Source organism: Roseateles sp. (assembly GCF_036486225.1).
GTDB lineage: Bacteria > Pseudomonadota > Gammaproteobacteria > Burkholderiales > Burkholderiaceae_C > Roseateles.
Genome location: NZ_DASVNZ010000012.1, coordinates 1 through 24,952, shown reverse-complemented (window position 1 = coordinate 24,952; position 24,952 = coordinate 1). Strand labels below are relative to the sequence as shown.

Sequence of the window (24,952 nt, the reverse complement as noted above, 5' to 3'; positions counted from 1 at the left end):
AGCCTTGCAGCCGATTCACCTCGATGCATCAGACTGGCGAGGATCCACCTCTCTTTCGGTAAACCCGGCCCGCTTCTCCAGCGCGCAGACTCCGCCGTTTTCGGACATGGGGGATGCATGTGGGTCAAGGGGTCGAACTGAAATCGGGGCGGTGGCGCGCCATGGTGGCGACGGATCGCGGCGGACGTCTGCGCTGGCTGGGGGAGATCGCCCCCGGCGGTCGCGAACCGTGGCTGCGTCCGCTGCTGATCGAACGGGGCAGGCTGGTCGGCGGCGGTGCGGTGAGACTGATCTCCCCGACCGAGGTGCCCGAGGACATGGCGCGGCTGGTCCCGGACCCCGCCACCTTCGATGAGCCCTGGCGCATCACGCATCAGGCGCCCGACGCGATCACACTGATGCTGCATCCCCGCAGTCCGTCGCCGGGCAGCTGGGGCTTCCAGGCGAGCCAGACGCTGCGCCTGGACGAGCATCGCCTGGACTGGACCTTGTCGGTGCGCAACCTGAGCCGCATGCCGATGCCGGCGCGCCTGGGATGGCTGCTGAACTTCCCGGACGACTTCGCCGATGCCGCGTGGCTGGATGAATCGATCGACGTGGTGAAGCTATCCAGCCGCGATCACGTGGAGCGCCGCGATCCCTGGTGCGGCATCGCCTCGCTGAGCGGCGCCGGCGGGCGCATCGTGCTGCTGCGCGGAGAAGCGCCCCTGGACACGCTGAGCTTCGAGCGACACCCGACGCGGACCTCGGTGCAGGTCCGCCTGATAACGCCGGACATGCCGCGGCTGCTGCCGCTGGCGCGGGGCGAGGAGTTGACGCTGCGACTGTCGATCGACCTGCTGGAGCCGCGGACGCCGCCGCTGCCGCGCGTGCCGCCGGACAACCCCGCAGGGTCGCCGATCCTCTGAGTGCCCCGAGCGTCGATGGGCGAGTCGAGGCCGGCACGCGCCCCGGAGCGCGCGGGCGGCCAGGGGACGGGGGGGAGGCGCCGCCTATACTGCCGCGCGCTGCTCCTGCGGCCTCCCCCCATGCCGACGCTGCCCTCCCTCGCCGCCTTCCGGCCCTATCTGCGCGACGCCTTGCGCGACGACCTCGTCGCTGCCGTGGTCGTCAGCGTCCTCCTGATCCCGCAGAGCCTGGCCTACGCGATGCTCGCTGGCCTGCCACCGCAGGTGGGCCTCTATGCGAGCCTGCTGCCGCCGCTGTTCTACGCGGCGCTCGGCTCCAGCCCCTTCCTCAACATCGGCCCGGTCGCGGTGCTGGCGCTGATGATCATGCAGACCCTGCAGCTCGCACCCACCGGCGTCAGTCCGAGCGAAGCCGCGCTGGTGCTGTCCGCCGAGGTCGGCCTGATCCTCGGCGCGGCGGCGCTGCTGCGGCTGCACGCCCTGGCCGCGCTGCTGTCGGTGCCGGTGCTGCACGGCTTCGAATCGGGGGCGACGATCGCCATCGCCGCGAGTCAGCTGCCCGTGCTGATCGGCTCGACGGCGACCGGCGGCACGTTGCCGGATCTCTGGCGCTCGCTGTCGGAGCACGGCTTCGACTGGCGCGGCGTGGCGGCGCTGTTCGGCGTGGTGTCGCTGCTCGCGCTGGTCGCGGTGCGGCGCCTGCCGAAGGGCTTCGTCTCGCGGATCGCGCCGCTGGCCGTGCTGCTCATCGGCATCGGCGTTGCGTGGGGCTGGGATCCGCAGGGCCTGCCGCGCGTCGGCGAGCTGCCGCCGCTGGCGCTGGTCTTCACGCTGCCGCGGCTGGATGCCGAACTCTGGACCGCGATGCTGCCCGGCGCCGCGCTGATCGGGCTGCTCGGCTACGTGTCCAGCCTGGCCGTGGCCGAATCGCTCGCGCGTCGCGTCGGGCAACGGGTCGACGCGCGGCGCGAACTGATGGGCCTGTCCGTCGCCAATCTGGCGGCGGCGATCTCGGGCGGCATGCCCGCCGCCGCGAGCTTCTCGCGCAGCGTGCTGATGAGCGACGCGGGCAGCCGTACGCGCATGACCGGTGTCTTCGTCGCCGCGATGATGGGCCTGGTGCTGCTGACGATGTCGCCGCTGCTGGCCTGGGTGCCCAAGCCGGTGCTGGCGGCCAGCATCATGGTCGCGGTGCTGTCCGGCCTGAAGTTCGGCCCCTACGCCGATGCCTGGCGCTACGACCGCGCCGAAGCGCTGCTGATGACGGCGGTGACGCTGCTGGTGATCTTCGTCGGCATCACCGCGGCGCTGGGCCTGGGCGTCGCGAGCGCAATCGCGCTGCTGCTGCAGCGCAGCGCCCGACCGCATGTCGCGTTGATCGGCCGCATCCCCGGGACCGAGCACTACCGCAACGTCGAGCGCCACCACGTCGAGCTGGACCCGGCGGTCCTCGGCCTGCGCATCGACGAGAGCCTGCTGTTCCTCAACGGGCGCAGCCTGGCCGACGTCGTCCAGGCCCACCTCGACACGCACCCGACCACGCGGCGCGTGCTGCTGCAGATGTCGCCGGTGAACAGCATCGACTTCAGCGGCCTCAGCGCGTTGAAGGAGCTGCATGAGACGCTCGAGCGCCAGGGCCGGCGCCTCGACCTCAGCGAGGTCAAGGGGCCGGTGCTCGACCGGCTCAAGGCCAGCAAGTGGGAGTCATGGTTCCGCGGGAAGATGTACCTGTCGCACCATCTGGGGATGAGCGATTCTTCTTGAGAACATCGCCGATCCGTGGAAGAGGAGTCGAGCGCTCGAACTTCACTTGAAGTTGACCGAATCGGGGTGACCCTGCTCGGTAGCCTATCGCGACGAGCAACAGAATTCCTCGGATGCATTCGAGCTTCATTGCGTACATCGACGAGTCGGGCGACGAGGGATTTCTCTTCAAGGAAGATGGACGCGGAAGCTCCCGCTGGTTCGTGCTGTCGGCCGTCGTGTTTCGGCGGGTCAACGAGCGATCAGGCGTGGACGCGTTGATGCGCGTGCGCCAGCAACTGGGTCGGGATCGGTCCCAACCTTTCCATCTCTGCAAGATGGACCATCTGCCACGGCTGGTCCTGTTCCACGAACTCGCGCAGTTGAGCTTTTGGACCGTGAGCGTGCTCAGCTACAAGCCGGATATCCGGGACGTCGTGACCTACCAGTCCAACAAGTTCCTGCTCTATCGCGACTTGACTCGTCTGTTGGTTGAACGGATCTCCTGGCTGTGCCGGGATCACGCGCGCCCGGACGAGGGAGACGGCACCGTGGAACTGATCTTCTCGGACCGCGCCGCCATGTCTTACGAAGATATACGCGGGCACATGCGCCTGCTGCGCCACGGCATTGGTCTGAACACAGACGGGCAAGTCCACTGGCCTGCCATCGATATCGATCGTCTACGCGCCGTGCAGCACAGCCAATTGGCAGGGCTGCAGATCGCAGATGCTGTTGCGAGCAGCACCTTCTATGCCGTCAATCCGAATCGGTTCGGCATCACCGATCCGAGCTACCTCCACCTGTTGCGGCGCCATGTCTATCGGCACGACCGGAACTGGCTGGGATTTGGGATGACGTTCCTCTCCGACTTCGGATCGCTGAAAAGCCGAATGCCGCACCTGGGTGCGGCATTCGAGAGTTGGTGACAGCCCCCAGCTTCGAGGATCCCACCCGTTCAGGGCTGCCTCCTTGCGGAGACCTCTACAAGCGCTGCGCTTGACCGTCGGTGATCAGTGTAAACGCGATGCCTGCTGGTTTGAAAGGGCGATCCGTCAAATCGGAAGAGCGTCAATGCACCTCGTTCAGATGCCCATGCTTGCGCAGGTCGGGGATCAGGAAGCAGACGAGGAACGCGAAGAGGCACATCACCGAGACGTAGACGTAGAACGCGCTCTCGATGTTCGCGGCCTTGAGGCTCAGCGCGACGAACTCCGCCGAGCCGCCGAAGATCGCGTTGCCGATCGCATACGACAGGCCCACGCCCAGCGCGCGGATCTCCGGCGGGAACATCTCCGCCTTGATCAGCCCGCCGATCGAGGTGTACAGCGACACGATCGCCATCGCCAGGATGATCAGGCCGAAGGCCGCGTACGGGCTCTGCACGCCCTTGAGCGCCGACAGGATCGGCCAGGTGCACAGCGCGCCCAGGATGCCGAACCACAGCATCGACGTGCGCCGTCCGATGCGGTCCGACAAGGCGCCGAACAGCGGCTGCATGCACATGTAGACGAACAACGCCGCCGTCATCACCGTGCTCGCCACCTTCTTGTCCATGCCCACGCTCAGCACCAGGTACTTCTGCATGTAGGTCGTGTAGGTGTAGAACGCCAGCGACCCGCCCGCGGTGAAGCCCAGCACGATCAGGAAGGACCGCGTGTGCTTGCTGAACAGCTCGCGCATCGAGCCTGATTCCTTGCGGTCGAGCTGCTCCGCCTTCGCGGTCTCGGCCAGCGAGCGGCGCAGGTAGAAAGCGATCACCGCCGTCGCAGCACCGGCTGCGAACGGGATGCGCCAGCCCCAGTCGTGCATCTGCGCGTCGGTCAGCGTCTGCTCCAGGATCGCCACGACCAGCACCGCCAGCAACTGACCGCCGATCAGGGTCACGTACTGGAACGAGGCATAGAACCCGCGCTGGCCGCGCAGCGCGACCTCGCTCATGTAGGTGGCGCTGGTACCGTATTCGCCGCCGACCGACAGGCCCTGGAACAGCCGCGCCGCGAGCAGCAGCGCCGGCGCCAGGACGCCGATGGTGTCGTAGGTCGGCATGCAGGCGATGGCCAGCGAGCCGCCGCACATCATCAGCACCGAGATCATCATGGCCGTCTTGCGGCCTTTGCGGTCGGCGATCCGGCCGAACAGCCAGCCGCCGATCGGCCGCATCAGGAAGCCCGCCGCGAACACGCCCGCCGTGTTCAGCAGCTGGACCGTCGGATCGCCCTTCGGGAAGAACGCGTGCGCGAAGTAGATCGAGGTGAACGCGTAGACGTAGAAGTCGAACCATTCGACCAGGTTGCCGGACGACGCGCCGACGATGGCAAAGATGCGGTCACGCTTCTCATGCGCGGTGTAGTGCCCGGGGACGCCGGACGCCGGCGTCGAGCCGCCGGCAATGGGGGGGGTCTTGGCAGTCATGGCGGAAGCCTACTCCCGCGATGGAAAACCCGCAGGCGCGGTTCGGCCAAACCGAACGCCACGCGCACCGCATGAGCGCTCAGGCCATCTCCGCCATCGCCAATCGCACGCCGAAAGCCAGAAACAGCGCGCCGATGCCACGGTTGAACCATCGCCCGAGCGCGCGAGCCCACCCTTGTCCACGCGTACGCGCGCCCGCCACGGCGCCCGACCAGGCGAGCAGATGGCACCACAGCATCCCGTTCACGTTGAAGACGGCGCCGAGGAACAGGAAGGCCGCCGCCTTGCTCGGCGCGTCCGCCGAGATGAACTGCGGGACGAAGGCCAGGAAGAACAGCCCGACCTTGGGGTTGAGCACGTTGGTCAGGAACCCCTGCGCGAAGATCTTGCGCAGCGGGGCCGCGGGAGGCGCGCTCGGGACGGACTCCCGGCGTCCGTCCTTCGCCGGATCATCGGCACGGCCATCGGCGTGGTCAGTCCGGTCTGCGGCGGCGCGCCGCTTGAACAGCATGCCCGCGCCCAGGTAGATCAGGTAGGCCGCGCCGAGCAGCTTCACCACGGTGAAGGCCGCCGTGGAGGCGGACAGCAGCGCCGATAGCCCCAGCGCCGCGGCCAGGATGTGGACGCAGGTGCCGGCGCCGATTCCCAGCGCCGCGGCCGAGCCGACACGGAAACCTTGCGTGGCGCTGCGCGCCATGATCAGCAGCGAATCCGGTCCCGGCGTCATGTTGAGCAGCAGGCCGGAGGCGATGAAGAGGCCGAGGTCGTGAGTGCCAAGCATCGAAGACGTCTCCCGAAAGTCTCTCGAAAGGCCGCCATCATGCCCGCCCCCGGCGCGGGCCGCGCGATATGCGCGCAGTGATTGTTCCGATCTTTTCAACGGAGTGTTGCGAAGGAATGGATTTAAGGGTCAACCCTTATCGTTCATAGTTCATCCCATCGACACATCGAAACCGCTTCCAGGAATCTCCACCAGGCGACGGATTGAAACCTCCGGGCAACCGACAGATTTCAAACGACACCGAATTGAATCCCTGGCGCAATCGACGGGCCGAATCATCCACCCCGTGCCCCTTCGCTGTTGCCCTGGGACCGAATCTGAAAGGAAAGATCATGACCTCCAAGAACATCCTGGCTTCCGTCCTCTTCGCTTCCGCCGCCCTGGTGGCCGGCAGCGCGATGGCCAACGACAACCCGCACACCCAGCCGGTCAACACCCCGAGCGCCGTGAGCCGCGCCGAAGTGCTGGCCGACCTGGAGATCTACCGTGAGTCCGGCTTGGCCGCCGTCGAGCAGTCGGAAACCTACGGCTACGACAACGCCCGCCGCGATGCCGCCCAAGCCAAGTACGCCCAGCTGCGCAGCTCGCCGTACTACGCCACCCTGGTGAAAAAGTTCGGCGGCAGCGCCCCGGCCACTTCCGTCGCCGGCCGCTGAGCCCCTGTTTCCTGTTTCCTGTTTCCTGATACCCGCCTGCAAGAAACCCCCTGAGAGAGAACTCGAACAATAGATTGGTAGAGAGCACTTTTTAGGTCAAGGGCTCCGGCCCTGGTCGGTGGCGGTTCTCCGCACTCCTCCCTCCTGTCTGTCACCGACCGCCTATACCCCCTCGGATGAGCCACTGCTCGCCGAGGGGGTTTTCTTTTGCTTAAGCCTGGACTAAGTATTGAACCGTCAAACGCCGTCCGATATCCCTCCGATATTCGAGATGACGGCGGCGACATATTCATACGGCGTTCAACCGGCGTGCATCCGTCATTCGCCCGGGGCGCCCTGTCCCGGCGCCTGAACCGGGAATCCGGCGCGCAACGCGCACGACCGTGCGGAATCCCGGAGAATCGCCCCGCGGCCCCCAGCAGTCCCCCTTCCGGGCCGCCTGATCAAGGGCATCGGATGGACCGGATCGTGCAAATGCGGGCGTTCGCCCGGGTGGTGGAAACCGGCAGCTTCACCAAGGCAGCCGACTCGATGGATCTTCCCAAGGCCAGCCTGACGCGGCTGGTGCAGGCGCTGGAAGCGCGGCTGCGGGTCCAACTGCTGACGCGCACCACCCGCAAGGTGACCGTCACGCAGGACGGCGCCGCCTATTACGAGCGCACCATGGCCCTCCTGAGCGAACTCGAGGCCATCGACCAGGGGATGCTCCACGACCAGAGCAAGCCGCGCGGCCGGCTGCGCGTCGACGTGACGACGCTGACCGGCTCGCGGGTGCTCATCCCCGCGCTGGGCGACTTCCACGAGCGCTATCCCGACATCCAGATCGCGTTGGGCGTCAGCGACCGCGCGATCGACCTGCTGGTGGACAACGTCGACTTCGTGCTGCGCGTCGGCCCAGTGCAGGACGCCGGCCTCGTCGCGCGCCGCGTCGGGCAGATCCAGTTCTGCACCTGCGCCTCGCCGGCCTACCTGGCGAAGCACGGCACGCCGACCACGCCGCAGGAGCTCGACCTGGAGCCGCATCAGGCCGTGGGCTACTTCTCCTCGCGCACCGGACGCGTGTTCCCGTTCGTCTTCCACCGCGGCGATGAGCGCATCGAGGTCGAAGGCCGCCGCCGGCTCGACGTCAACGACAGCAACGCCTATGTGGCGGCAGGGCTCGCCGGCCTGGGCATCGTGCAGCTGGCGAAGTACGCGGTCCAGGAACACCTCGACAACGGGGAGCTGGTCCCGCTCTTCCCCGAGTGGCATCACAACGCCGTGCCGGTCCACCTGGTCTATTCGCCCAACCGCTACGTGTCGGCGCGCATGCGCGTGTTCATCGAATGGGTGGCCGAGACGCTGGCGAAGAAGGGCCTTGGTCCGGACTGAGCTGCTGGCTGATGCGCGGACTGAGGCGCGGACTGGGTCGCCCGTTCAGACAGCGCCTGCGGGCGCGCCGCCGCGGCCCATCAGCCACACGACGAGCAGCGCCATCAGCAGCACCCACAGCACGACGATGGCCGCGCCGACCTTGAGGTTGCGCGGCAGCCGGCCGCGTTGCTCGGCGGCGCGCAGGCGGGCCCGCGCGATCACCTGCGGCGGCATCAGCCTGAGCACCAGCCAGAAGCCCAGCGGCACGAGGATGAGGTCGTCGAGCAGGCCCAGCACCGGGATGAAATCCGGGATCAGGTCGATCGGGCTGAGCGCGTAGGCGGCGACCGCGATCGCCACGAAGCGCGCCAGCCAGGGCGCCTCCGGGTCGCGTGCCGCGTAGAAGACGGTGAGCAGCTCGCCCTTGAGCAGGGCGGCCCAGCGCTTGAGGGATCCGCGTTTCATCCCTCCCATCATGCGTCAGCCGCGGGGCGGCCGTGTCAGTCCGCCCAGATGACTTTCCGGCGCTGGACGATCCAGTTTTCCAGACGCGGGCCGTAGACCTCGTCGACGCGGTTGCGGCGCACCTTGAAGGTCGGCGTGATCAGGCCGTTGTCGACGGTCCAGGGCGTCGCCGTGACGATCAGGCAGTCGAGCTGCTCATGCGGATCCAGCCGCGCGTTGACCTTCTCCAGGTGCTCGGTCAGCTCTTTCTCCAGCCCGGCGCGGTCGCGCGCGGCGGCCTCGGGCGACAGCATCGCGATGCCCACCGGCTGCGCGAAATTCGCGCCGGTGACCGCGCAGGCCTCGATGGCGGGATTGGTCGACAGGCGGTCCTCGATCGGCGCCGGCGACACGTACTTGCCCTTGCTCGTCTTGAACAGGTCCTTCACCCGGCCGGTGATGCGCACGCAGCCGGCGAGGGCGCCCTTGTCGGAGATCTCCGCCTTGTCACCGGTCTTCAGCCAGCCGTCGGCGGTGAGCGTCTCGGCGGTCAGCTCGGGCTGCTTGTAGTAGCCCAGCATCAGCGCCTGGCTCTTCATCTGCAGCTCCCCGGTGATCGGATCCAGCCGCGTCTGCACGCCGTCGTAGGCGGGTCCGACGCTGCCGATCTGGTCGCGTCCCGGCACGGTGATGTGCGACAGCGCGAGGTTCTCGGTCATGCCGTAGCCCTCGTTGATCGGCAGGCCCAGCGCGCGGTACCACTTCAGCAGCGCGACCGGCATCGGCGCGGCGCCGCCGGCGGCGAAGGTGCACTCGTTCAGGCCCAGTGCCTTGAGGATCTTCTTGCGCACCAGGTTGCCGATGAGGGGCAGCTTGAACAGCAGATCGAGCTTGGGCTGCGGCAGCTTGGCCTGCACGCCCTGCTGGAACTTGGTCCACAGCCGCGGCACGGAGAAGAACACCGTCGGCCGCGCGCGTTGCAGGTCGGCGGCGAAGGTGTCCAGGCTCTCGGCGAAGTACACCGTCATGCCGGTATGGAGCCAGCCGTGCTCGACCAGCGCGCGTTCGACGACGTGCGCCAGCGGCAGGTAGGACAGCATGCGGTCGCGTTCGCTCAGCGGGATGCGCTTCAGGCCGGTGGCGATGGCCCAGGCGAAGTTGCCGAACGAATGCATCACGCCCTTGGGCGCGCCCGTCGTGCCGGAGGTGTAGATGATGGTGGCGAGGTCGTCGGCCGCGCGGACCGGCTTGCCCTTGAGCGGCTGGGTCTCCGCGCAGATCGCGTCCCAGTGGTCGTAGGTGTCCTGGACGTCGTCGGGCGAGACGGGATAGGAGATGCAGGTCAGGCCGAGCGGCACGCCGGGACGCATCCCTTCCCAGCCGTCGAGCTTGCCGACGAACAGCAGCTTGGCCTCGCTGTGGCTGAGGATCTGGTGGATGGTGTCCGGCGCGAGCGTCGGATACAGCGGCACGCTGACGTAGCCGGCCATCCAGATGGCGAGGTCGCTCATCAGCCACCAGGCGCAGTTCTTCGAGAGGATGGCGACGCGGGCGCCGGGTTCCCAGCCCTGTTCGAGGCCCAACGTCTTCAGGTGGGCCGCCATGCGGCGGGCCTGATCGGCGACCTCTTTCCAGGTGAAGTCCTTGACCACGCCGCCGCCCATGGGCTGGCGCAGCGTGACCCGGTCCGGCGTGTCGAGCTCCCAGGCATAGAGGCGTTGCAGCGCCAGGGAGTCGGCAGGCAGGCGGGTCGTCGTGGACATCGGTGGTCTCCTTGTTGTGGTGTTGAATCGTGACGGAATCAACAGTGGAGACTACGACGCCTCACGTCGCGCAACGAGCGGGTTTCTTCGATGAACGTGATCGACTTGGCACCCTAAACCAGGGTTTCCTTTCGACACGACCACCACGACCTCACCGGTCGGCGGGAGCCGGGGCACCCCCGGGCGATTTAGCGGAGCCTGCGAGCGTATGAGCCCGGGGGTGCCCCGGCTCTCGCCGACGCGCTCGGTGCTTCGATCAGCCCTTGGCCGCCGCCGCTTCCAACTCGGCGGCCACGAGTGCTTCCAGCGCCGGCAGCAGCACGTCGTCGCCGGTTTCCTTGGACACCGGCGCATCGCCCAACGCCGCTGCGCCTTCGCGCTTGAGCTTGGCGACCCACTGACCGGCTTCCTTGCCCTGCGACAGGCCGGTGCTCTGCAGCAGCAGGGTGCCGTCGGCCGCGAGCAGCTTGAAGTAGAAGAGTCCGTCGGCTTCGCGGTACTGCTTGAACGCCGGCACCGTCGACTTCGCCTTGGCCGCCTGGGCGACCGGCGCGGCCAGGGCCTTGAAGCGACGCAGGCCGACGGCCTCGCGCGCCTGCGCCAGCAGCGGACCCGCGATCGCGCGCGCCTTGGCGGCGCCTTCCATCAGGATCTCCTCGATCTTCTCGGGATTGGCCATCAGCGCCTCGTACTTCGCGCGCATCGGGCCGATCTCCGCATTGATCAGGGCGAACAGCTGGTCCTTGGCCTCGCCCCAGGCCAGGCCGGCCTGAAGTGCCGCGCGGAACGCCTTGCGCTGCTCCGGCGTCGCGAACGCGTCGTAGATCTGGACCAGGTGCGAGCCCTCGGTCTCCTTGGGTTCGCCGGGCAGACGCGAATCGGTGACGATCTTCGAGATCGCCTCGCGCAACGCCTTCTCGCCGCCTTCGAACAGCGGGATCGAGTTGTCGTAGCTCTTGGACATCTTGCGGCCGTCCAGGCCTGGCAGCAGCTCCATCTCCTCGTCCACGCTGGCGTCGGGCAGCGTGAAGAGCTCCGTCTTGAAGGTGTGGTTGAAGCGCTGCGCGACGTCCCGCGCCATCTCGATGTGCTGGACCTGGTCCTTGCCGACCGGCACGCGATGCGCGTTGAACATCAGGATGTCCGCGGCCATCAGGATCGGATAGCTGTACAGGCCCATCGTGATGCCGGCGTCCGGGTCCTCGCCCGCGGCGACGTTGGCGTCGACCGAGGCCTTGTAGGCGTGCGCGCGGTTCATCTGGCCCTTGGACGTGACGCAGGTCAGCAGCCAGGTCAGCTCGGGGATCTCGGGGATGTCGCTCTGGCGGTAGAAGACGACCCGGCTCGTGTCCAGGCCGGCGGCCAGCCAGGTCGCGGCGATCTGCAGGCGCGAGGCCTCGATCCGGGCCGGCTCGTCGCACTTGATCAGCGCGTGGTAGTCGGCCATGAAGAAGAAGCTCTCGGCGCCCGGCTCGCGGCTGGCCGCGATGGCGCGGCGCACCGCGCCGACATAGTTGCCGAGGTGCAGGGTGCCGGTGGTCGTGATGCCGGTCAGGACACGCAGGGTCATGGGAACTCGTCGCCGTCGTTTCGCAAAACGGCGATTGTCCCGCAAAGGCGGGCCCCCATCGGAGGGACAGGTGATGCGCGCGGCCGGGCCCGTTGCGATCAGCCCAGGCTGGCCATCGATTGGCCGAGGCGCACCGCGCCGCCGGGCTGCCACTGCGCGTTGAACTGCATCGGCAGGTCCTTCGGGAACAGCAGCACGACGGTGGAGCCGAGCAGGAAGCGGCCCATCTCTTCGCCCTGCTTGTAGGCGAAGTGTTCGTTCTCGTAGTGCCAGGTGCGCAGACGTCCCGGACGCGGCGGATTGACGACGCCGTGCCAGACCGTGGCCATCGACCCGACGATGGTCGCGCCCACCAGCACCAGCACCCACGGGCCGTGCTCGCCTTCGAAGAGGCAGACCACGCGCTCGTTGCGGGCGAACAGGCCCGGCACGCCGCGCGCGGTCGTCGGATTCACCGAGAACAGGTCGCCCGGCACATGCACCATGCGGACGAGGCGGCCGGCGCAAGGCATGTGGATGCGGTGGTAGTCGCGCGGGCTCAGGTAGATCGTCGCGAAGTGGCCGTCGCGGAACTGCGCGCCCAGCTGCTGGTCGCCGCCGAGCAGCGCGGTGGTCGAGTACTGGTGGCCCTTGGCCTGGAAGATCTGGTCCGCGCGTATCGGTCCGAACTGGCTGATGGCGCCGTCGACCGGGCAGATCAGCGGCGCGTCGGCCAGCGGACGGGCACCGGGCTTCAGCGCCCGGGTGAAGAAGTCGTTGAAGGTCGAGTAGGCGGTGGGATCGGATTCGGCCGCCTCGGCCATGTTCACGCCGTACTTGGCGATGAAGCGCTTGATCGTCCAGGTCGTGAAGCCGCCCAGTTCAGCGCCCGCCAGGCGACCGGCCAGACGCGTCATGGCCCCTTTGGGCATCAGGTACTGGGGCAGGACGGCAAGGCGATCGGACACGGCGGTGGGCCCCCGGAGGGGCGAAAAAAGAGTGGCGGATTCTAGGCGGGCAAGTACGAGTCCCGCACCCGGGTTGCTCCCGGGCCAGCGAAGGACCTCGGTACCATCGCGTTCTCCGCCTGTTGCCTGACGGCGTCCGTCTTCAGTGGTCCCTCCGATGTCCTCCCCCGCGTCACCGCACGAGTCCTCCCACGAGCACAGCTCGTTCTACAAGTTCGTCCGGCTGGACGAGACGGCGGCGCTCGCGCAGCGGCTGCGGGAGGTCAACGAATCGCTGGGGCGCGCCATCGGCGGCAACCTGCTCCTCGCCCCCGAGGGCATCACCGGCGCGATCGGCGGACTGCCGCAGGCCCTCGAGGCCTACGAAGCCGCCTTGCGCGCCGAGCCGCCCTTCGCCGACCTGCATTTCAAGCGCAGCTTCTGCACGACCCGCCCGTTCACGCTGCTGAAGGTGCATGAGAAGCCGGAGCTGGTCGCCTTCGGGCTGGAGGGCGTGACAGGTCTTGCCGACACGCGCGACACGCATGTCTCGCCGCGTGAGTGGCGCGAGTTGATCCGGCGCGAGGACGTCGTCCTCCTCGACAACCGCAACCACTTCGAATTCGAGCTCGGCCACTTCGACGGCGCGATCGATCCGGGCGTGCGGCACTTCCGCGATTTCCCGGCCTACATCGACGCCCACGCCGAAGCCTGGCAGCGCGAGGGCAAGACGGTCGCGATGTACTGCACCGGCGGCATCCGCTGCGAGAAGCTCTCCGGCTGGATGATCGACCGCGGGCTGACGGTGCGGCAGCTCGACGGCGGCATCCTCAACTACTTCGAGCAGATGCCCGATGCCGACGCGGATTGGCGCGGCGAATGCTTCGTCTTCGACAAGCGGATCGCGATCGACACGCATCGCCACGAGACGGCGACGACGGCCGACGAGGTCTACGGCGACGATCCCGCCGAGGCCTGGCGCCTCGCGCGGGCGAAGCGGCTCGATCCCAAGGGCTGAGCTCAGCCGCTCAACCGCTCAGGTCTTCGCTCAGCCGCAGGCGGCGAGGATTGCGCGTATCGATGACGGCGGTGTGCGCGGCCTTGTCGTGCAGGCCCTGGCGGTTGGCGTCCCACAGGATCTGCAGGAAGCCCATGCCGCCGGTCGTCGCGCCGGCCGCGTAGCCGCCGTAGCGCCGCACGCAGAGCATCGGCTTGAGCGGCTTGCCGGTCAGCTCGACGATGCGCAGGCCCATCAGCTTCTTGCCCGGCGTCTGGCCCGGCCAGATCAGCGGGAAGGCCACGAAATAGACGAAGGCCCAGACCAGGTTCAGGCCCACGACCTCCCACCAGTGGCGAAGCTTCTCGAGCGGCGAGCGCTTGGCCTCGTCCTTCAGCGTGCGGACTTCCTCCTGCAGGGCCTTGATGCGCACGCGGTCGGCCTTGCGCTGGAGCTCGCTGTCCTTCTCGACCTGTTGGATCACCGCCTGCTCCAGTTGGCCGGAGGCCGATCCGGAGGCGGCCGACGCCGCGGCCGTGGCGGTCGCGATCGCGTGCTTCACGAGATCCCTGACGTCCTCGTTCACGTCAGTGGTGTCGGTCGTGTCGGCGTCGTCGTCCTGGCGTTCGCCCTTGCCTGCCTTGCCGGCCTTGTCGACCGATGCGGCGGCGACGGCCTCACGCCGGGACTGTTTCGTCGGCTCGTCGATGTGCTCCATCGTGCTCGTGTAGAGCCCGAACGCGACCAGGCACAACGCCGGCGCCCAGCCGAGCCAGCCGGACTCCTTCTGCACCTCGCCGCGAGAGGCGCGCTGCAGCTTGTACCAACGCCACGCGACCCAGCAGCAGCCGCCGAGCAGCGGCGTGTTGCCGAAGTTAGAGAGCACCGTCACCAGCGTCACGTCGACGGCCATCGCCTTCGCGCGCTGCCAGGGCGAGGCCAGCGGCAGGCCGAGCAACGCCGGGGCGACGTTGAGGTCCTCGGGGGTGATCCAGTCGCGCGGGTCCTCGGCGGCCTCCGACGCGGCGCGGCGCTTCGCGAGCAGCCGACGGACCGGCGAGGATGCAGGAGACGCCGCGGACACCGGGGACGCCGGGGAAGGCAAAGGCACGGACGCCTCCGGCACCGTGGGCACGGCCGCGGAGGGGGACGGATCGACGGGCGGGATCATGGGGCGGGATTGTGGCGAGGGCGCTCCTCGTCCGACGCCCATGACTTCCCTACATCCGTCGCCTCGGGGCGACGACCTGACGCGGCGCGCCCGGAGGATTTCCTCCGTCGCCGGAGCACACCTTCGCTGGCGTCGCCCCGGGGTCAGGTTGCAAGATGCAATCCCGTGTCCCGTTCGAGCGCCGGGGCATTCCGCGACCCCCGATAATTCGCGCTCGTCCACCGAATTCCACCCGCGCGCCCGCGCCAGGCCATGTCCAACCTCATCGTCCACGGCGGCTCGCCCCTGAAGGGCCGCATCGTTCCCTCGGCCAACAAGAACGCCGTCCTGCCCATCCTCTGCGCGACCCTGCTGACGCGCGAGCCGGTCCGGCTGCACGGCGTGCCCGAGATCACCGACGTCAAGAAGATCCTCGAGGTCTTCCGCAAGCTCGGCAGCAGCGTGTCCGTGGACTTCAAGAGCGGCGTGCTGGACCTGCACCACCTGGACACCCACTTCGACCCGGCCAAGGATCACCTGCCCGAGGAGATGCGCTCCTCCATCATGCTGGTCCCCGGCCTGATGGCGCGCTTCGGCGCCGCCCGCATCGAGGACGACGTCAAGGGCTGCACCCTGGGCGCCCGCGAGATCGATCCGCACGTCGAGGTCTTCCAGCGCTTCGGCGCGAGCGTCGACCGCGCCGCCGACGGCCTGGTGGTCAAGGTCGAGGGCCAGCTCCGCGCCAACGACCACTGGACCGACTACGCCTCCGTCACCACGACCGAGAACTTCGTCCTCTGCGCCGCGCTCGCCCACGGCACATCGACGCTGATGAACGCCGCCAGCGAGCCGCACGTGCAGGAGTTCTGCCAGTTCATGCAGATGCTCGGGGCGAAGCTCGAAGGCCTGGGCACCTCGCGCCTGACCATCCACGGCGTCGCGACCCTGGGCGGCGGTGAATTCACCTTCGCCGAGGACTTCCACGAGATCGTCACCTTCCTCGCGCTCGGCGCCATCACCGGCGGCGACGTCCGGGTCAAGAACTCCCAGCCCGAGCAGTTCCCGCTGATCGACCGCACTTTCGCCAAGTTCGGCGTGCAGATCATCCACGAGGACGGCTGGTCGCGCTCCGTCGTCGACGGCAAGCTCAAGGTCAAGGAACCTTTCACCCGCAACATCCTGCAGAAGGTCGAAGCGGCGCCGTGGCCCTACCTGCCCGTCGACCTGCTGCCCATCTTCGTCGCGCTCGGCGTCAAGGCCGAAGGCAGCGTGATGTTCTGGAACAAGGTCTACGACGGTGCGATGGGCTGGACCACCGAGCTGTCCAAGTTCGGCGCGCACGCCTTCCTGTCCGATCCGCACCGCATGGTGACCTTCGGCGGCAAGACGCTCAGCCCCGCCGAGGTCGAGAGTCCGTACATCATCCGCGTCGCGATCGCGCTGCTGATGGTCGCGGCCAGCATCCCCGGCAAGTCCGTGATCCGCAACGCGACGCCGGTCCGCCGCGCCCATCCGCAGTTCGCCGAGAACATCACCCGCCTCGGCGCCAAGGTGGAATGGGTCGAGGGCGACTGACCTCCGACCGTCATCCGACGTCCGCCCGCCGCTGCGTCCGCGCCGCCGCGGGCTGCCTGGCCTTGGCGGTCACGGTGTTCATGGCCGGGATCCTCGTCGTGCTCGGGACGCTCGGGCTCATCGCGCCCGCCGCGGCGCAGCCCTCGCCACCGCCGTCCCCACCGCTCCTGCGCTGGATGGTGCAGGACATGCCGCCCCATTTCGTCTATCGCGACGGCAAGCCTCCGCAGCGCGTCGATGATCTCGGCCAGGGCGAGGTCGACGGCTTCCTGCGCCTGCTCATCGAGCGCATGCCGCAGTTCCGGCACGAGTTCGTCGAACTCAGCCTGCCCCGCTTCGAAGCCCAGGTGCGACAGGGCGAGACGCTGTGCTCCGTGCTGCACGTGCGCACGCCCGAGCGGCTGCAGTGGCTCTACTTCACCTCGCTGCACCCCGCGATGATGTCGAGACAGATCCACGTGATCGTGCGGCGCGATGATCTCGCGCGCTTCGAGGCCAACGGGCAACCCCTGCAGCTCGCCGATCTTCTGCGTCGCAACGACCTCACCGGCCTGCTGCCGCGCGACCGCAGCTACGGGCCGCGCATCGACAAGCTGCTCGCCGCCAATCCGGAGCGCGCGCCGCGTTCGATCGTCGCCGGCCGCGGCGCCCAGTTGCTGCCGATGCTTCGCGCCAGGCGCATGGACTACACGCTCGAGTACCCGGTCACCGTGGACGAGTACAACGCCGCGCATCCGGGCGCGCCTGAGCTCGCGAAGCTGCCGCTGGCCGAAGGCCGCAGCACCTCCATCGCCACGGCCGGCTGCAGCCGCACGCCGGAGGGCCGCCGCGCCATCGAAGCGATGGACCAGGCGGTGCGGCAGCTCGCCGCCGATCCGCAGCGCGAGGCCTGGATCAAGACCTGGCGCAACGGCGCACCGATAGACGCCGACGACCTGCAGCGCTTGAACCGCTTCCTCGACGAGCGCGCGCGGGGTCCGGCGCAGATCGAATGAGCGACGCGGCTCGCTGAAGCGTCCACGCCCCCATGGCACGTCCGACCAAACTCGCTCTGACGTTGCGCGACGGCGTCGCCGCGAGTGCGCTCGCCTGTGCGCCGGGGCCTTGGGCGCTGGTGCTGGATTTCCTGGCTGAGCGCCTGCCGCTGGTCGCGCGCGAGGACTGGGCCGCGCGGATGGCACGCGGCGACGTGCTCGACGACGTGGGCAAGCCGCTGGCGCCCGATGCGCCGTATCGCGCGCAGCGCCGCGTCTACTACTGGCGCTGGCTGGACGACGAGCCGCAGGTGCCCTTCGAGGCCCGCATCCTGCACCTCGACGATCACCTGCTCATCGCCGACAAGCCGCATTTCCTGCCGGTCACGCCCAAGGGTCGTTACGTGCAGCAGACGCTGCTCACGCGCCTGCGCCGGGAGACCGGCCTGGCGGACCTGAGTCCGGTGCATCGCCTCGATCGCGAGACGGCGGGACTGACCTTGTTCTCGGTGCAGCCGGCCACGCGGGATGCGTACCAACGCCTTTTCCGCGATCGTGATGTCGAGAAGGTCTATGAGGCCATCGCGCCGTGGCGTGACGACGTCGGCGCTCGACTGCCGCTGGACTATGAGAGCCGGTTGGAAGAGCACCCCGTCGACTTCATGCAGATGCGCACCGTCGCCGACCAGACGGCCGTGCCGAATGCGCGCACGCGCATCGCGCTGATCGAGCGTCTGGGTGCTGATCGCGCCCGCTACGAACTGCGTCCGCACAGCGGCGTGAAGCATCAGTTGCGGGCACAGCTGTGCGCGCTGGGTCTGCCCATCGAGGGCGACCGCATCTATCCGGTGCTGCAGCCTGTCGAGGACGTCGTGGACTTCACGTGTCCGCTTCAGCTGCTCGCGCGCGAGATCGCCTTCATCGATCCGGTGACCGGCCAGCCGCGGAGGTTCGTGACCTCGCTCCGGCTGTCCGCTGCAGCCACGCGCTTGTAGCGCGCGCCACAACTGTCACTGGGCCCGGAACAGGGTGGGAGGTTCGCGGACGCGAGGCCTCCTCTCCTGTGCAGGGCCGCGCCTGGCGATGGCATGAGAGCGCCCTCACGCAGGCGCTCGCTCGCGCGCTCAAGCGCTCAGCGCATCCAGTTTTCGCAAGGCCGCGAGCGTCGCCCGGCAGGCGCTGGCGAGCTCGGTGCCCTTGGTCACCAGGTGCTCGTGGAAGAACCCGTGATGCGTCGCGTGCTCGTGGAACGCCAGCGGCGTGAGCACCGCCGAGAACACCGGCACGCCGGTATCGAGCTGCACCCGCATGAGGCCGTCGATCACTGCGTGCGCCACGAAGTCGTGGCGGTAGATCCCGCCGTCGACGACGAGCGCGCAGGCGAGCACCGCATCGAACTGCCCGCTGCGCGCGAGCTTCATCGCATGGAGCGGGATCTCGAACGCACCGGGGACCTCGAAGGTGTCGACGCGGACGGGCCCGCCGGCTTCGAGTTCCCGGATGGCGGCCTCGCGACATCGGCCGACCAGGTCGGCATGCCAGCTCGCGGACACGATGGCCACGCGGGGAGCGGCGGAGGAGGGAGAGTGGAGGTTGGTCTGATTCATGTGAACCCTTCGGTTGAGACGATGAATCAGGGCGCGCACGCACAGCGCGGCCGCCCGGCGGCGCAGGCGCGAACGCTTGCGCCGGCCCGCGTGGCCGACGATGGACGCGATCTCTTTCATCCGGACTGTGACCGTCGGCCCCGGCCTCTCACCAGGTCTGCTGACCCCGGCACCACAAGGGCGGTGCCGGGCGCTCGCGGGCTCCCGCGGTCGTCGGTCTGTCGACCGCGCCGCGGATACCGCCGGTGGGGACTTCCACCCCGCCCTGAGAACGCTGCCCCGCCTGCCTTCAGAGGGAAGGTGGACAGGGCGGTCGGATTCTAGGTTTCAGAACCCGACCTGGAGGGAGGCGGTCAGCATGTCCCCACGGCTGCGGTAGGTGTTCCCCCAGAGGTAGGCCGCCGTCAGTTCAGCACGCCCGCCGAGTTCGATCCTCGCGACCGGTCCGGCCCGCCACGACTTCGGCTCGGCGAAGCCCTGCACGCCGAGGCGCCAGCCCGGCTGCCAGCGGTGCAGCGCCTGCCATTGGAGCTTCGTCTGGTTCTGGCGCCGCGACCCCGCGTCATGGGTGAAGAACACGTTGAGATTGAGCTGCGTCATTCCCCATTCGGTCTGGAAGATCGGACCGACCTCCATGGCGTTCCCCTGCCCCCGATTGCGGATGAGCTGCAGATGCAGGCCGAGGTCATAGGGCGTGTCGCCCTGCGTGAACAGGATCTGGTTGACCCAGTTGATCGAGCTCAAGGTCTGCTCGTGCAGCGTCGGTCCGATCCAGCTGAGCAGCAGCTCGGTGCTCCATCGCGAGTTCACGCCGTAGCGCAGGCCGATCTCGGGCCACAGCGTCGCGGGCTCGTCCGGCGGATCGACATGCCAGTAGCGCAGGTCCAGCGTCGCCTGACCGGCCTCGCTGTACGGCCGCACGAGGTAGTAGCCCGGATCGGCCCAGGCAGCGCTCGCGCCGAGCAGCAGCCACGCGGCCACGCCAGTTCGTTTCATCGCCTCCCCCTGAGGTGTGGGGGGCCATTCTGTGACCCGTCCCTGCTTGGAGTTTCCCCGGGGAAACCAGCGAACACGGCTCGGCACAATGGCCCGACGATGACTTGACGGTGTATAGCGCGACTTCCGTCGCAACCTCGGCATCCACGCATGACCCACAAGGCCATCCGCATCTCGGTGGGCGCCCGCCCGCTGCTGGCGCTGTTCGTGTTCGGACTGCTGCTGGTGGCGTTGTCCAGCGGCTGGCAGTTGCGCGAGACCACGCAGCGTCGCGCCGCCGAGACCGACGCGGAACTGAGCGCCATCCCGCTGCTCTATGCGGGCCCGCTGGCCTACAGCCTCCAGCAGCGGCTGGAGCGGCCGGAAGCGCTGCACGGTCTGCTGCACCACATCCTGACGCGTCACAACCTGCGCCGCGTCGAGCTGCGCACGCGCGACGGCGAGCAGTTCAGAGCCCTCTCCGACGACGATGGGGAACCTGGTCAAAGCGCCGAGTTCTCGCTGGCCGGCAGCGGTGAGTTGCGCCTGCAGGCCTCGGCCTCGACCGTCGGCGACACGCTGAGGCGCGACCCCTTGCTGCGCTCCGCGCTGATTCATCTCACCTTGGCAACGGTGCTGGGCCTGGTCGCCGCGCTCATGCTGGACCGCTGGCTGCTGCGGCAGTTGAGCCACCTGTCCGCGCAGGCGAGCCGTTTCGATCCGACGCTGCCGCCGCAGACCCTGACCTGGCTCGAACCCGGCGAACCGCGTCCACGCGAGTTGCTGCAGCTCGAACAGGCGCTCGACCATGTCCGGACGTCGCTGGGCGATGAGCTCCATCGCGAGCAGTCCCGCGGTCGCGAGCTGCGCGAGGAGATCGCGCGCCAGCACCAGGCGCTGCAGCAGGCGGAGCGCTCCCTCGAGATGAAGCGGCGTGAACTGGCCTCGATGGAACGCCACGACGCGTTGACGGGCATCGCCAATCGGAGGGAGTTCGATGCCGCCCTGCGGCGTGAGTTCAAGCGCGCCCAGCGCGATCAGGGACGGCTGGCGCTGGCGATCCTCGATGTCGACCACCTGAAGCCGTTCAACGAGCGCCACGGACGCAATGCCGGCGACGAAGTGCTGCGTCGGCTCGCGCGGCTGCTCGCCGAGCACTTCCAGCGCGACACCGACCTCGTCGCCCGCCTGGGCGGCGAGGAGTTCGCGGTGCTGCTGCCCGGCTTCGACATCGAGTCCGCGCAAGGGCTGATGGAAGCGCTGCGCGAAGGATGGCGCGCCCTCGCGGTGCCACATGGCGCGCTGCCGGACGGCGCGTCGGAGGACGGGATCGTGACGATCAGCGCCGGCCTCGCGGCCTCCCAGCCGGGTCATCCCTACCTGGGTCCGCAGGCCTTGCTGCAGGCGGCGGACGAGGCGCTCTACCTCGCCAAACGCATGGGGCGCGATCGGCTCTGCATCGCGTCGTGAGCCGCCGGGCGCGTCGGTGACGCGCCGGGCCGTCAGGCCTCAACGGCCGCGGGACTCGGCCTGTTGCAGCTGCTCCTCGACACGGCGCGCGGCGCGCAGCATCAGCGTCTCGTCGAGCTGCGCCTGCGGCGCGATCTCCATCACCGTCTCGTCGAGCGCTTCCGGCTTGTTCATCAGCGTCCACGCGACCAGCGAGATCGCGCCGACACCGCGGCGCTGCATCGCCTCGGGCATCAGCAGCTCGTGTTGAAGCTGCACGTGATACCGCACGCTGGCAACGGCAGCCGGCGCCAGGCCCCAGCTCTCGCACAGCGCCGCGCCCAGCGCGTCATGGCTGACGCCGAAGGCGGTGTGCTCCAGTTGCACCAGTTCCTTGTCGCTGGCGGTCGCGCGCAGCATCGCCGGGTAGTGCCCCGGCGCATGGCGGTAGAGCACCGCCTTGCCGCATTCCTCGAACAGGCCCGCCGAGTGCGCCGCCCACGGGTCGACGCCCAGCATCTGGCCCATGCGGCCCATCAGCAGGCCGCGCTTGGCGGCGCGGGTCCACACGGGTTCGAGCTCGACAGCCGGCGGGAAGGCTGCGCGCAGGCCCATCTCGAAAGTGATCGCGGCGACCTCGCGCATGCCGAGGTAGGTCAGCGCCTGGTGCACCGTCTGCACCCGGCCGCGCAGCCCGTACAGCGACGAGTTCACCGCCTTGAGCACCGCGGCGGCGAGCGCCATGTCGGTCTCCACCAGACCGGAGACGGCCTGCAGGTCGATGTCCTCGTCCGCCATCAGCAGCGAGAGCTTGACCAGCACGTCCGGCTGGGTGGGGATCTCGATATCCAGCGCGCGGAGTTGAGGATCGACAGGCATGGTGGTCAGCGGTTGTTTGGACAGATGGTAGCCCGGGCGATGGGCCGCCGGCATCCCGCCTTTGGCGGAAAGCGATGGTGGTGTTGTTCGGAGGGCGTCTGGCGTGCCCGCGGGGCGACCCGCGACGCCCGGCGGGTCAGCGCAGGAAGGCGTCGTAACCGGTCTTGAGGATGAGCAGCGACACCACGACGACGAACATGCCGCGCACGAAGCCGGCGCCCTTGGCCAGCGCCATGCGCGTGCCGATCAGGCTGCCGACGACGTTGGCCACGGCCATCACGGCCGCGACGTGCCACCAGACATGGCCCTTGTAGGCGAACAGCACCAGCGCCGCGAAGTTGGTGGCGGTGTTCATCAGCTTGGCCGTGGCGGAGGCGTGCAGGAAGTCGAACCCCAGCAGCCGCACGAACAGGAACACGAAGAAGCTGCCCGTGCCCGGCCCGAAGAAGCCGTCGTAGAAGCCGATCGTCAGCCCGATCACGCTGGCGATCAGCGTCTGCATCGCGGCTTCGTGGCGCGGGGCATGGTGCCGGCCGAGGTCCTTCTTCGCCAGCGTGTACAGCAGCACGCCCAGCAGGATCGCCGGCAGCGCCTTGCGCAGGCCGCTCGGATCCACCAGCGTGACGGCCCAGGCGCCGGCGAAGCTGCCGATCAGCGCGGCGGCGGCGGCCGGCATCAGCGCCAGCCAGGGCAGCGACACGCGCTTGGAGAATTGATGGGTGGCCCAGGCCGTCCCCCAGATGGCGGCGCCCTTGTTGGTGCCGAAGAGGGTGGCGGGCGCGGCGCCCGGGTAGAGACTGAACAGCGCGGGCACCAGGATCAGCCCGCCGCCGCCCACGACGGCATCGACGAATCCGGCCAGGAGCGACGCCACGGCCGCGGTCAACAACTCGATCATCTGCAACGACTCGCAAGGGCGGCTTCAGGGCCGCGGACACGGGCCGAGAACGATCGCAGGATGCGCGCAAAACCAGGCCACGAAAACAAAACGGGCACCTGATCCAGGTGCCCGCGAATTGTGACAGTGTCACTGTTGTTCGTTCGAATTGGTCTGATCTGTTTTGTCTCCTCAGCCCCCGTAGGCAACCCCCTTGGTGCCGGCTTGTCGCCAGCGCGGGACGGGTGTCGCGTCGAGTGGGGTGGATGCTAGGACCCGGCCCCTGTGCACGCACTTGGGGTTTTCACTTGGCGAATGCACCAAGATGGAACGGTTGGCCGGCGCTCACTTGCGTGAAATGGCCCCATCGAAAACGATTTGCGAACATCGCACGGTGCACTGTTCTCGCTCCCCGGGCGAGGGTCGCCCCGTGTGGCGTGGAGGTGTCATTCCCCTGAAACAAGGGGGCCGGCCGGAAGCCGCGCCCTCGCCGTGGGTCGGTCGGCGGAATTCTTGTGTGCGAGCCGGGAACTTTCCGGGCCGCTGGCGCAATACGTTCAACATCCTCACCACGCAACGCACGCCGAACGCCAATGAGCTTCTGGACCCGCCTGGCCGGTCGCGCCCGCCCCGACTCCGCCGCCGACCCCTCGGCGGGGAGCGAGCGTGACCCGCCGACCACCCAAGTCGCCGCCAGCGAAGCGCTGGTGCGCCGGTTGCGCCAGGGCGACGCGAGCGCGCTGGAACCGCTGTACCGCAGCGAATCGCCCGGTGTCTTCCGCTACGCGCTGGCACTGTGCGGCCAGTCCGACTGGGCGGCGGACGCGATGCAGGAAGCCTTCGTGCAATTCGCCGGCCGGCCCGAAGGCTGGGACGCGGGCAGAGGGCCGCTCGGCGCCTACCTCGCCGGCATGGCGCGACATCACCTGCTGGCGCGCTGGCGGGACCTCCCAGTCGCCCACGACGAGGACGCCGAAGACCTCCGGCACGACCCGGCCGACGCGCCTGAACAGCAATTGGTCCGCGCCCAAGACCAGGCCCGCGTGTGGGCCGCCCTGCAGACCCTGCCCTGGACCTTCCGCGAGGCCATCGTGCTCGTCGATCTGCAGGAGCGGGCCTACGCCGAGGCCGCCCGCATCGCCGGCGTGGAGCTCAACACCCTGCGCACCCGGCTTCACCGGGGCCGGGCCCGCCTGCTGGCGGCGTTGCAGGACGAGTCCCGGCCCCCGTCGTCCGCCGCGCCGGATGCGCCGGATGCCATCGAACGCTCATCGAAGTCCGCATGATGAAGACCACCGACACCTCCCCGCCCCGCAGCGCGCGCCTGGCCGACTGGTTGTGGGCCGTGGCCCAGGACCTGCGCCAGCGCACGCCGCCGTTCGAACGCGACGACGCCGTGCTGGTCGCGATGCGCCGGCAGTTCGCCGCCCGCCAGAAGGCCGCCAAGGCCGGCCGCTGGAGATGGGCACTCGCCGGCCCGGCGCTGTGCGCCTCCGTGCTGGTCGCCTGCGTCTGGCTGCTGGGCTCCGCGCCGCCGGGCGAATCGGGCGCCACCGTCATGGGCAATCCCGGCAGCGGCTTCATCGTGCTCGTGTCCGCCGACCGCTGGGCCGCCTTCGAGAAGGCCGGGACCGGCAACGCCTGGCTGGTTCCCGCGGAAGTCCCGCGCGAGCGCCTGGCCTTGCTGGGCCTGCCTTACGACCCCGCCGACGCGGCCGCGCCGGTGCGCGCCGAGCTGCTGGTGCACGCCTCGGGCGACGTGCTCGCGATGCGGGTCATGCCCTGATCGCTCCGCTTCCGATACCGATACCGATACCGATTTCCCTCCCTGGAGACCGCCATGAAGACCTCCCTCACCACCCTCGCCCTGGCGCTCGCCGCCCTCGCGGTCCAGGCCCAGCCCGCCGCAC

At 68.8% G+C, this 24,952-nt stretch carries 23 protein-coding genes and 1 riboswitch; of the genes, 12 read left to right on the top strand and 11 right to left on the bottom strand.

Features of this window, described 5'->3' with window-relative positions; all coding sequences use genetic code 11:
- The first annotated feature begins 161 nt into the window (after positions 1-161).
- The 3 genes from VF536_RS01240 to VF536_RS01230 all read left to right on the top strand — a co-directional run bounded on the left by VF536_RS01240 (position 162) and on the right by VF536_RS01230 (position 3,580).
- Positions 162-908, top strand: coding sequence for a hypothetical protein (locus VF536_RS01240; protein ID WP_331612957.1), 747 nt, complete (start codon positions 162-164; stop codon positions 906-908).
- Positions 909-1,028: 120 nt separating this feature from the next.
- Complete coding sequence (locus tag VF536_RS01235) at positions 1,029-2,672, top strand: SulP family inorganic anion transporter (protein WP_331612956.1); 1,644 nt, start codon at positions 1,029-1,031, stop codon at positions 2,670-2,672.
- Between the two features lie 113 nt (positions 2,673-2,785).
- Positions 2,786-3,580, top strand: a complete 795-nt coding sequence (locus VF536_RS01230) for a DUF3800 domain-containing protein (RefSeq protein ID WP_331612955.1) — start codon at positions 2,786-2,788, stop codon at positions 3,578-3,580.
- Positions 3,581-3,722: 142 nt separating this feature from the next.
- On the opposite strand, the gene VF536_RS01225 is transcribed toward VF536_RS01230, so the two are convergent.
- Positions 3,723-5,066 carry an MFS family transporter gene (locus VF536_RS01225; protein ID WP_331612953.1) on the bottom strand — a complete coding sequence of 448 codons (1,344 nt, stop codon included), beginning with the start codon at positions 5,064-5,066 and terminating at the stop codon, positions 3,723-3,725.
- 79 nt (positions 5,067-5,145) lie between these two features.
- Positions 5,146-5,847: a LysE family translocator gene (locus VF536_RS01220; RefSeq protein WP_331612952.1), complete on the bottom strand. Its 702-nt coding sequence runs from the start codon at positions 5,845-5,847 to the stop codon at positions 5,146-5,148.
- A gap of 332 nt (positions 5,848-6,179) precedes the next feature.
- Here VF536_RS01220 and VF536_RS01215 point away from each other — a divergent pair, with 332 nt between their 5' ends.
- Both VF536_RS01215 and VF536_RS01210 read left to right on the top strand, forming a co-directional pair.
- Positions 6,180-6,503 carry a DUF4148 domain-containing protein gene (locus VF536_RS01215; RefSeq protein ID WP_331612951.1) on the top strand — a complete coding sequence of 108 codons (324 nt, stop codon included), beginning with the start codon at positions 6,180-6,182 and terminating at the stop codon, positions 6,501-6,503.
- A 474-nt stretch (positions 6,504-6,977) separates the two neighbouring features.
- A complete protein-coding gene (locus tag VF536_RS01210; RefSeq protein ID WP_331612950.1) occupies positions 6,978-7,874 on the top strand; it encodes a LysR family transcriptional regulator in 897 nt (298 codons plus the stop codon).
- Positions 7,875-7,919: 45 nt separating this feature from the next.
- On the opposite strand, the gene VF536_RS01205 is transcribed toward VF536_RS01210, so the two are convergent.
- The 4 genes from VF536_RS01205 to asd form a co-directional block, all read right to left on the bottom strand.
- Positions 7,920-8,321 carry a YkvA family protein gene (locus tag VF536_RS01205; protein ID WP_331612949.1) on the bottom strand — a complete coding sequence of 134 codons (402 nt, stop codon included), beginning with the start codon at positions 8,319-8,321 and terminating at the stop codon, positions 7,920-7,922.
- A gap of 35 nt (positions 8,322-8,356) precedes the next feature.
- The gene (locus tag VF536_RS01200) at positions 8,357-10,063 is read right to left on the bottom strand and encodes an AMP-binding protein (protein ID WP_331612948.1); all 1,707 of its coding nucleotides are present in this window, start codon (positions 10,061-10,063) and stop codon (positions 8,357-8,359) included.
- 256 nt (positions 10,064-10,319) lie between these two features.
- Positions 10,320-11,633: a tryptophan--tRNA ligase gene (locus VF536_RS01195; protein WP_331612947.1), complete on the bottom strand. Its 1,314-nt coding sequence runs from the start codon at positions 11,631-11,633 to the stop codon at positions 10,320-10,322.
- Positions 11,634-11,731: 98 nt separating this feature from the next.
- A complete protein-coding gene (gene asd / locus VF536_RS01190) occupies positions 11,732-12,580 on the bottom strand; it encodes an archaetidylserine decarboxylase (RefSeq protein ID WP_331612946.1) in 849 nt (282 codons plus the stop codon).
- 157 nt (positions 12,581-12,737) lie between these two features.
- On the opposite strand from asd, the gene VF536_RS01185 reads away from it, so the two are divergent.
- A complete protein-coding gene (locus VF536_RS01185; RefSeq protein WP_331612945.1) occupies positions 12,738-13,577 on the top strand; it encodes a rhodanese-related sulfurtransferase in 840 nt (279 codons plus the stop codon).
- A gap of 10 nt (positions 13,578-13,587) precedes the next feature.
- Here the strand turns inward: VF536_RS01185 and VF536_RS01180 are convergent, their stop codons facing one another.
- Positions 13,588-14,727, bottom strand: coding sequence for an RDD family protein (locus VF536_RS01180; RefSeq protein ID WP_331612944.1), 1,140 nt, complete (start codon positions 14,725-14,727; stop codon positions 13,588-13,590).
- 252 nt (positions 14,728-14,979) lie between these two features.
- Here VF536_RS01180 and VF536_RS01175 point away from each other — a divergent pair, with 252 nt between their 5' ends.
- Genes VF536_RS01175 through VF536_RS01165 form a run of 3 tightly spaced genes read left to right on the top strand, consistent with a single transcriptional unit; the run spans position 14,980 to position 18,250 of the window.
- The gene (locus VF536_RS01175; RefSeq protein ID WP_331612943.1) at positions 14,980-16,281 is read left to right on the top strand and encodes a UDP-N-acetylglucosamine 1-carboxyvinyltransferase; all 1,302 of its coding nucleotides are present in this window, start codon (positions 14,980-14,982) and stop codon (positions 16,279-16,281) included.
- Positions 16,263-17,276 (top strand): TIGR02285 family protein, encoded by a 1,014-nt coding sequence (locus tag VF536_RS01170; RefSeq protein ID WP_331612942.1) that lies wholly within the window; start codon positions 16,263-16,265, stop codon positions 17,274-17,276. Before VF536_RS01175 ends, VF536_RS01170 begins: the two co-directional genes overlap by 19 nt.
- A 32-nt stretch (positions 17,277-17,308) precedes the next feature.
- A complete protein-coding gene (locus tag VF536_RS01165) occupies positions 17,309-18,250 on the top strand; it encodes a pseudouridine synthase (protein WP_331612941.1) in 942 nt (313 codons plus the stop codon).
- 129 nt (positions 18,251-18,379) lie between these two features.
- Here the strand turns inward: VF536_RS01165 and VF536_RS01160 are convergent, their stop codons facing one another.
- Both VF536_RS01160 and VF536_RS01155 read right to left on the bottom strand, forming a co-directional pair.
- Positions 18,380-18,862, bottom strand: a complete 483-nt coding sequence (locus VF536_RS01160; RefSeq protein WP_331612940.1) for a 6,7-dimethyl-8-ribityllumazine synthase — start codon at positions 18,860-18,862, stop codon at positions 18,380-18,382.
- 104 nt (positions 18,863-18,966) lie between these two features.
- Positions 18,967-19,139, bottom strand: a riboswitch (FMN riboswitch).
- 50 nt (positions 19,140-19,189) lie between these two features.
- Entirely contained in the window at positions 19,190-19,858 is a 669-nt protein-coding gene (locus VF536_RS01155; protein WP_331612939.1) for a hypothetical protein, read from the bottom strand.
- Between the two features lie 150 nt (positions 19,859-20,008).
- Between VF536_RS01155 and VF536_RS01150 the strand changes: the two genes are divergently transcribed.
- Positions 20,009-21,307: a GGDEF domain-containing protein gene (locus tag VF536_RS01150; protein ID WP_331612938.1), complete on the top strand. Its 1,299-nt coding sequence runs from the start codon at positions 20,009-20,011 to the stop codon at positions 21,305-21,307.
- 39 nt (positions 21,308-21,346) lie between these two features.
- Here VF536_RS01150 and VF536_RS01145 read toward each other — a convergent pair whose 3' ends face one another.
- Together VF536_RS01145 and VF536_RS01140 are read right to left on the bottom strand one after the other, a co-directional pair.
- Entirely contained in the window at positions 21,347-22,165 is an 819-nt protein-coding gene (locus VF536_RS01145) for an HDOD domain-containing protein (protein ID WP_331612937.1), read from the bottom strand.
- Positions 22,166-22,301: 136 nt separating this feature from the next.
- Entirely contained in the window at positions 22,302-23,063 is a 762-nt protein-coding gene (locus tag VF536_RS01140; RefSeq protein ID WP_414710247.1) for a TSUP family transporter, read from the bottom strand.
- A gap of 572 nt (positions 23,064-23,635) precedes the next feature.
- Here VF536_RS01140 and VF536_RS01135 point away from each other — a divergent pair.
- Together VF536_RS01135 and VF536_RS01130 are read left to right on the top strand one after the other, a co-directional pair.
- A complete protein-coding gene (locus VF536_RS01135; RefSeq protein ID WP_331612936.1) occupies positions 23,636-24,328 on the top strand; it encodes an RNA polymerase sigma factor in 693 nt (230 codons plus the stop codon).
- Positions 24,325-24,828, top strand: a complete 504-nt coding sequence (locus VF536_RS01130; protein WP_331612935.1) for a hypothetical protein — start codon at positions 24,325-24,327, stop codon at positions 24,826-24,828. Before VF536_RS01135 ends, VF536_RS01130 begins: the two co-directional genes overlap by 4 nt.
- Positions 24,829-24,952: the final 124 nt, after the last annotated feature.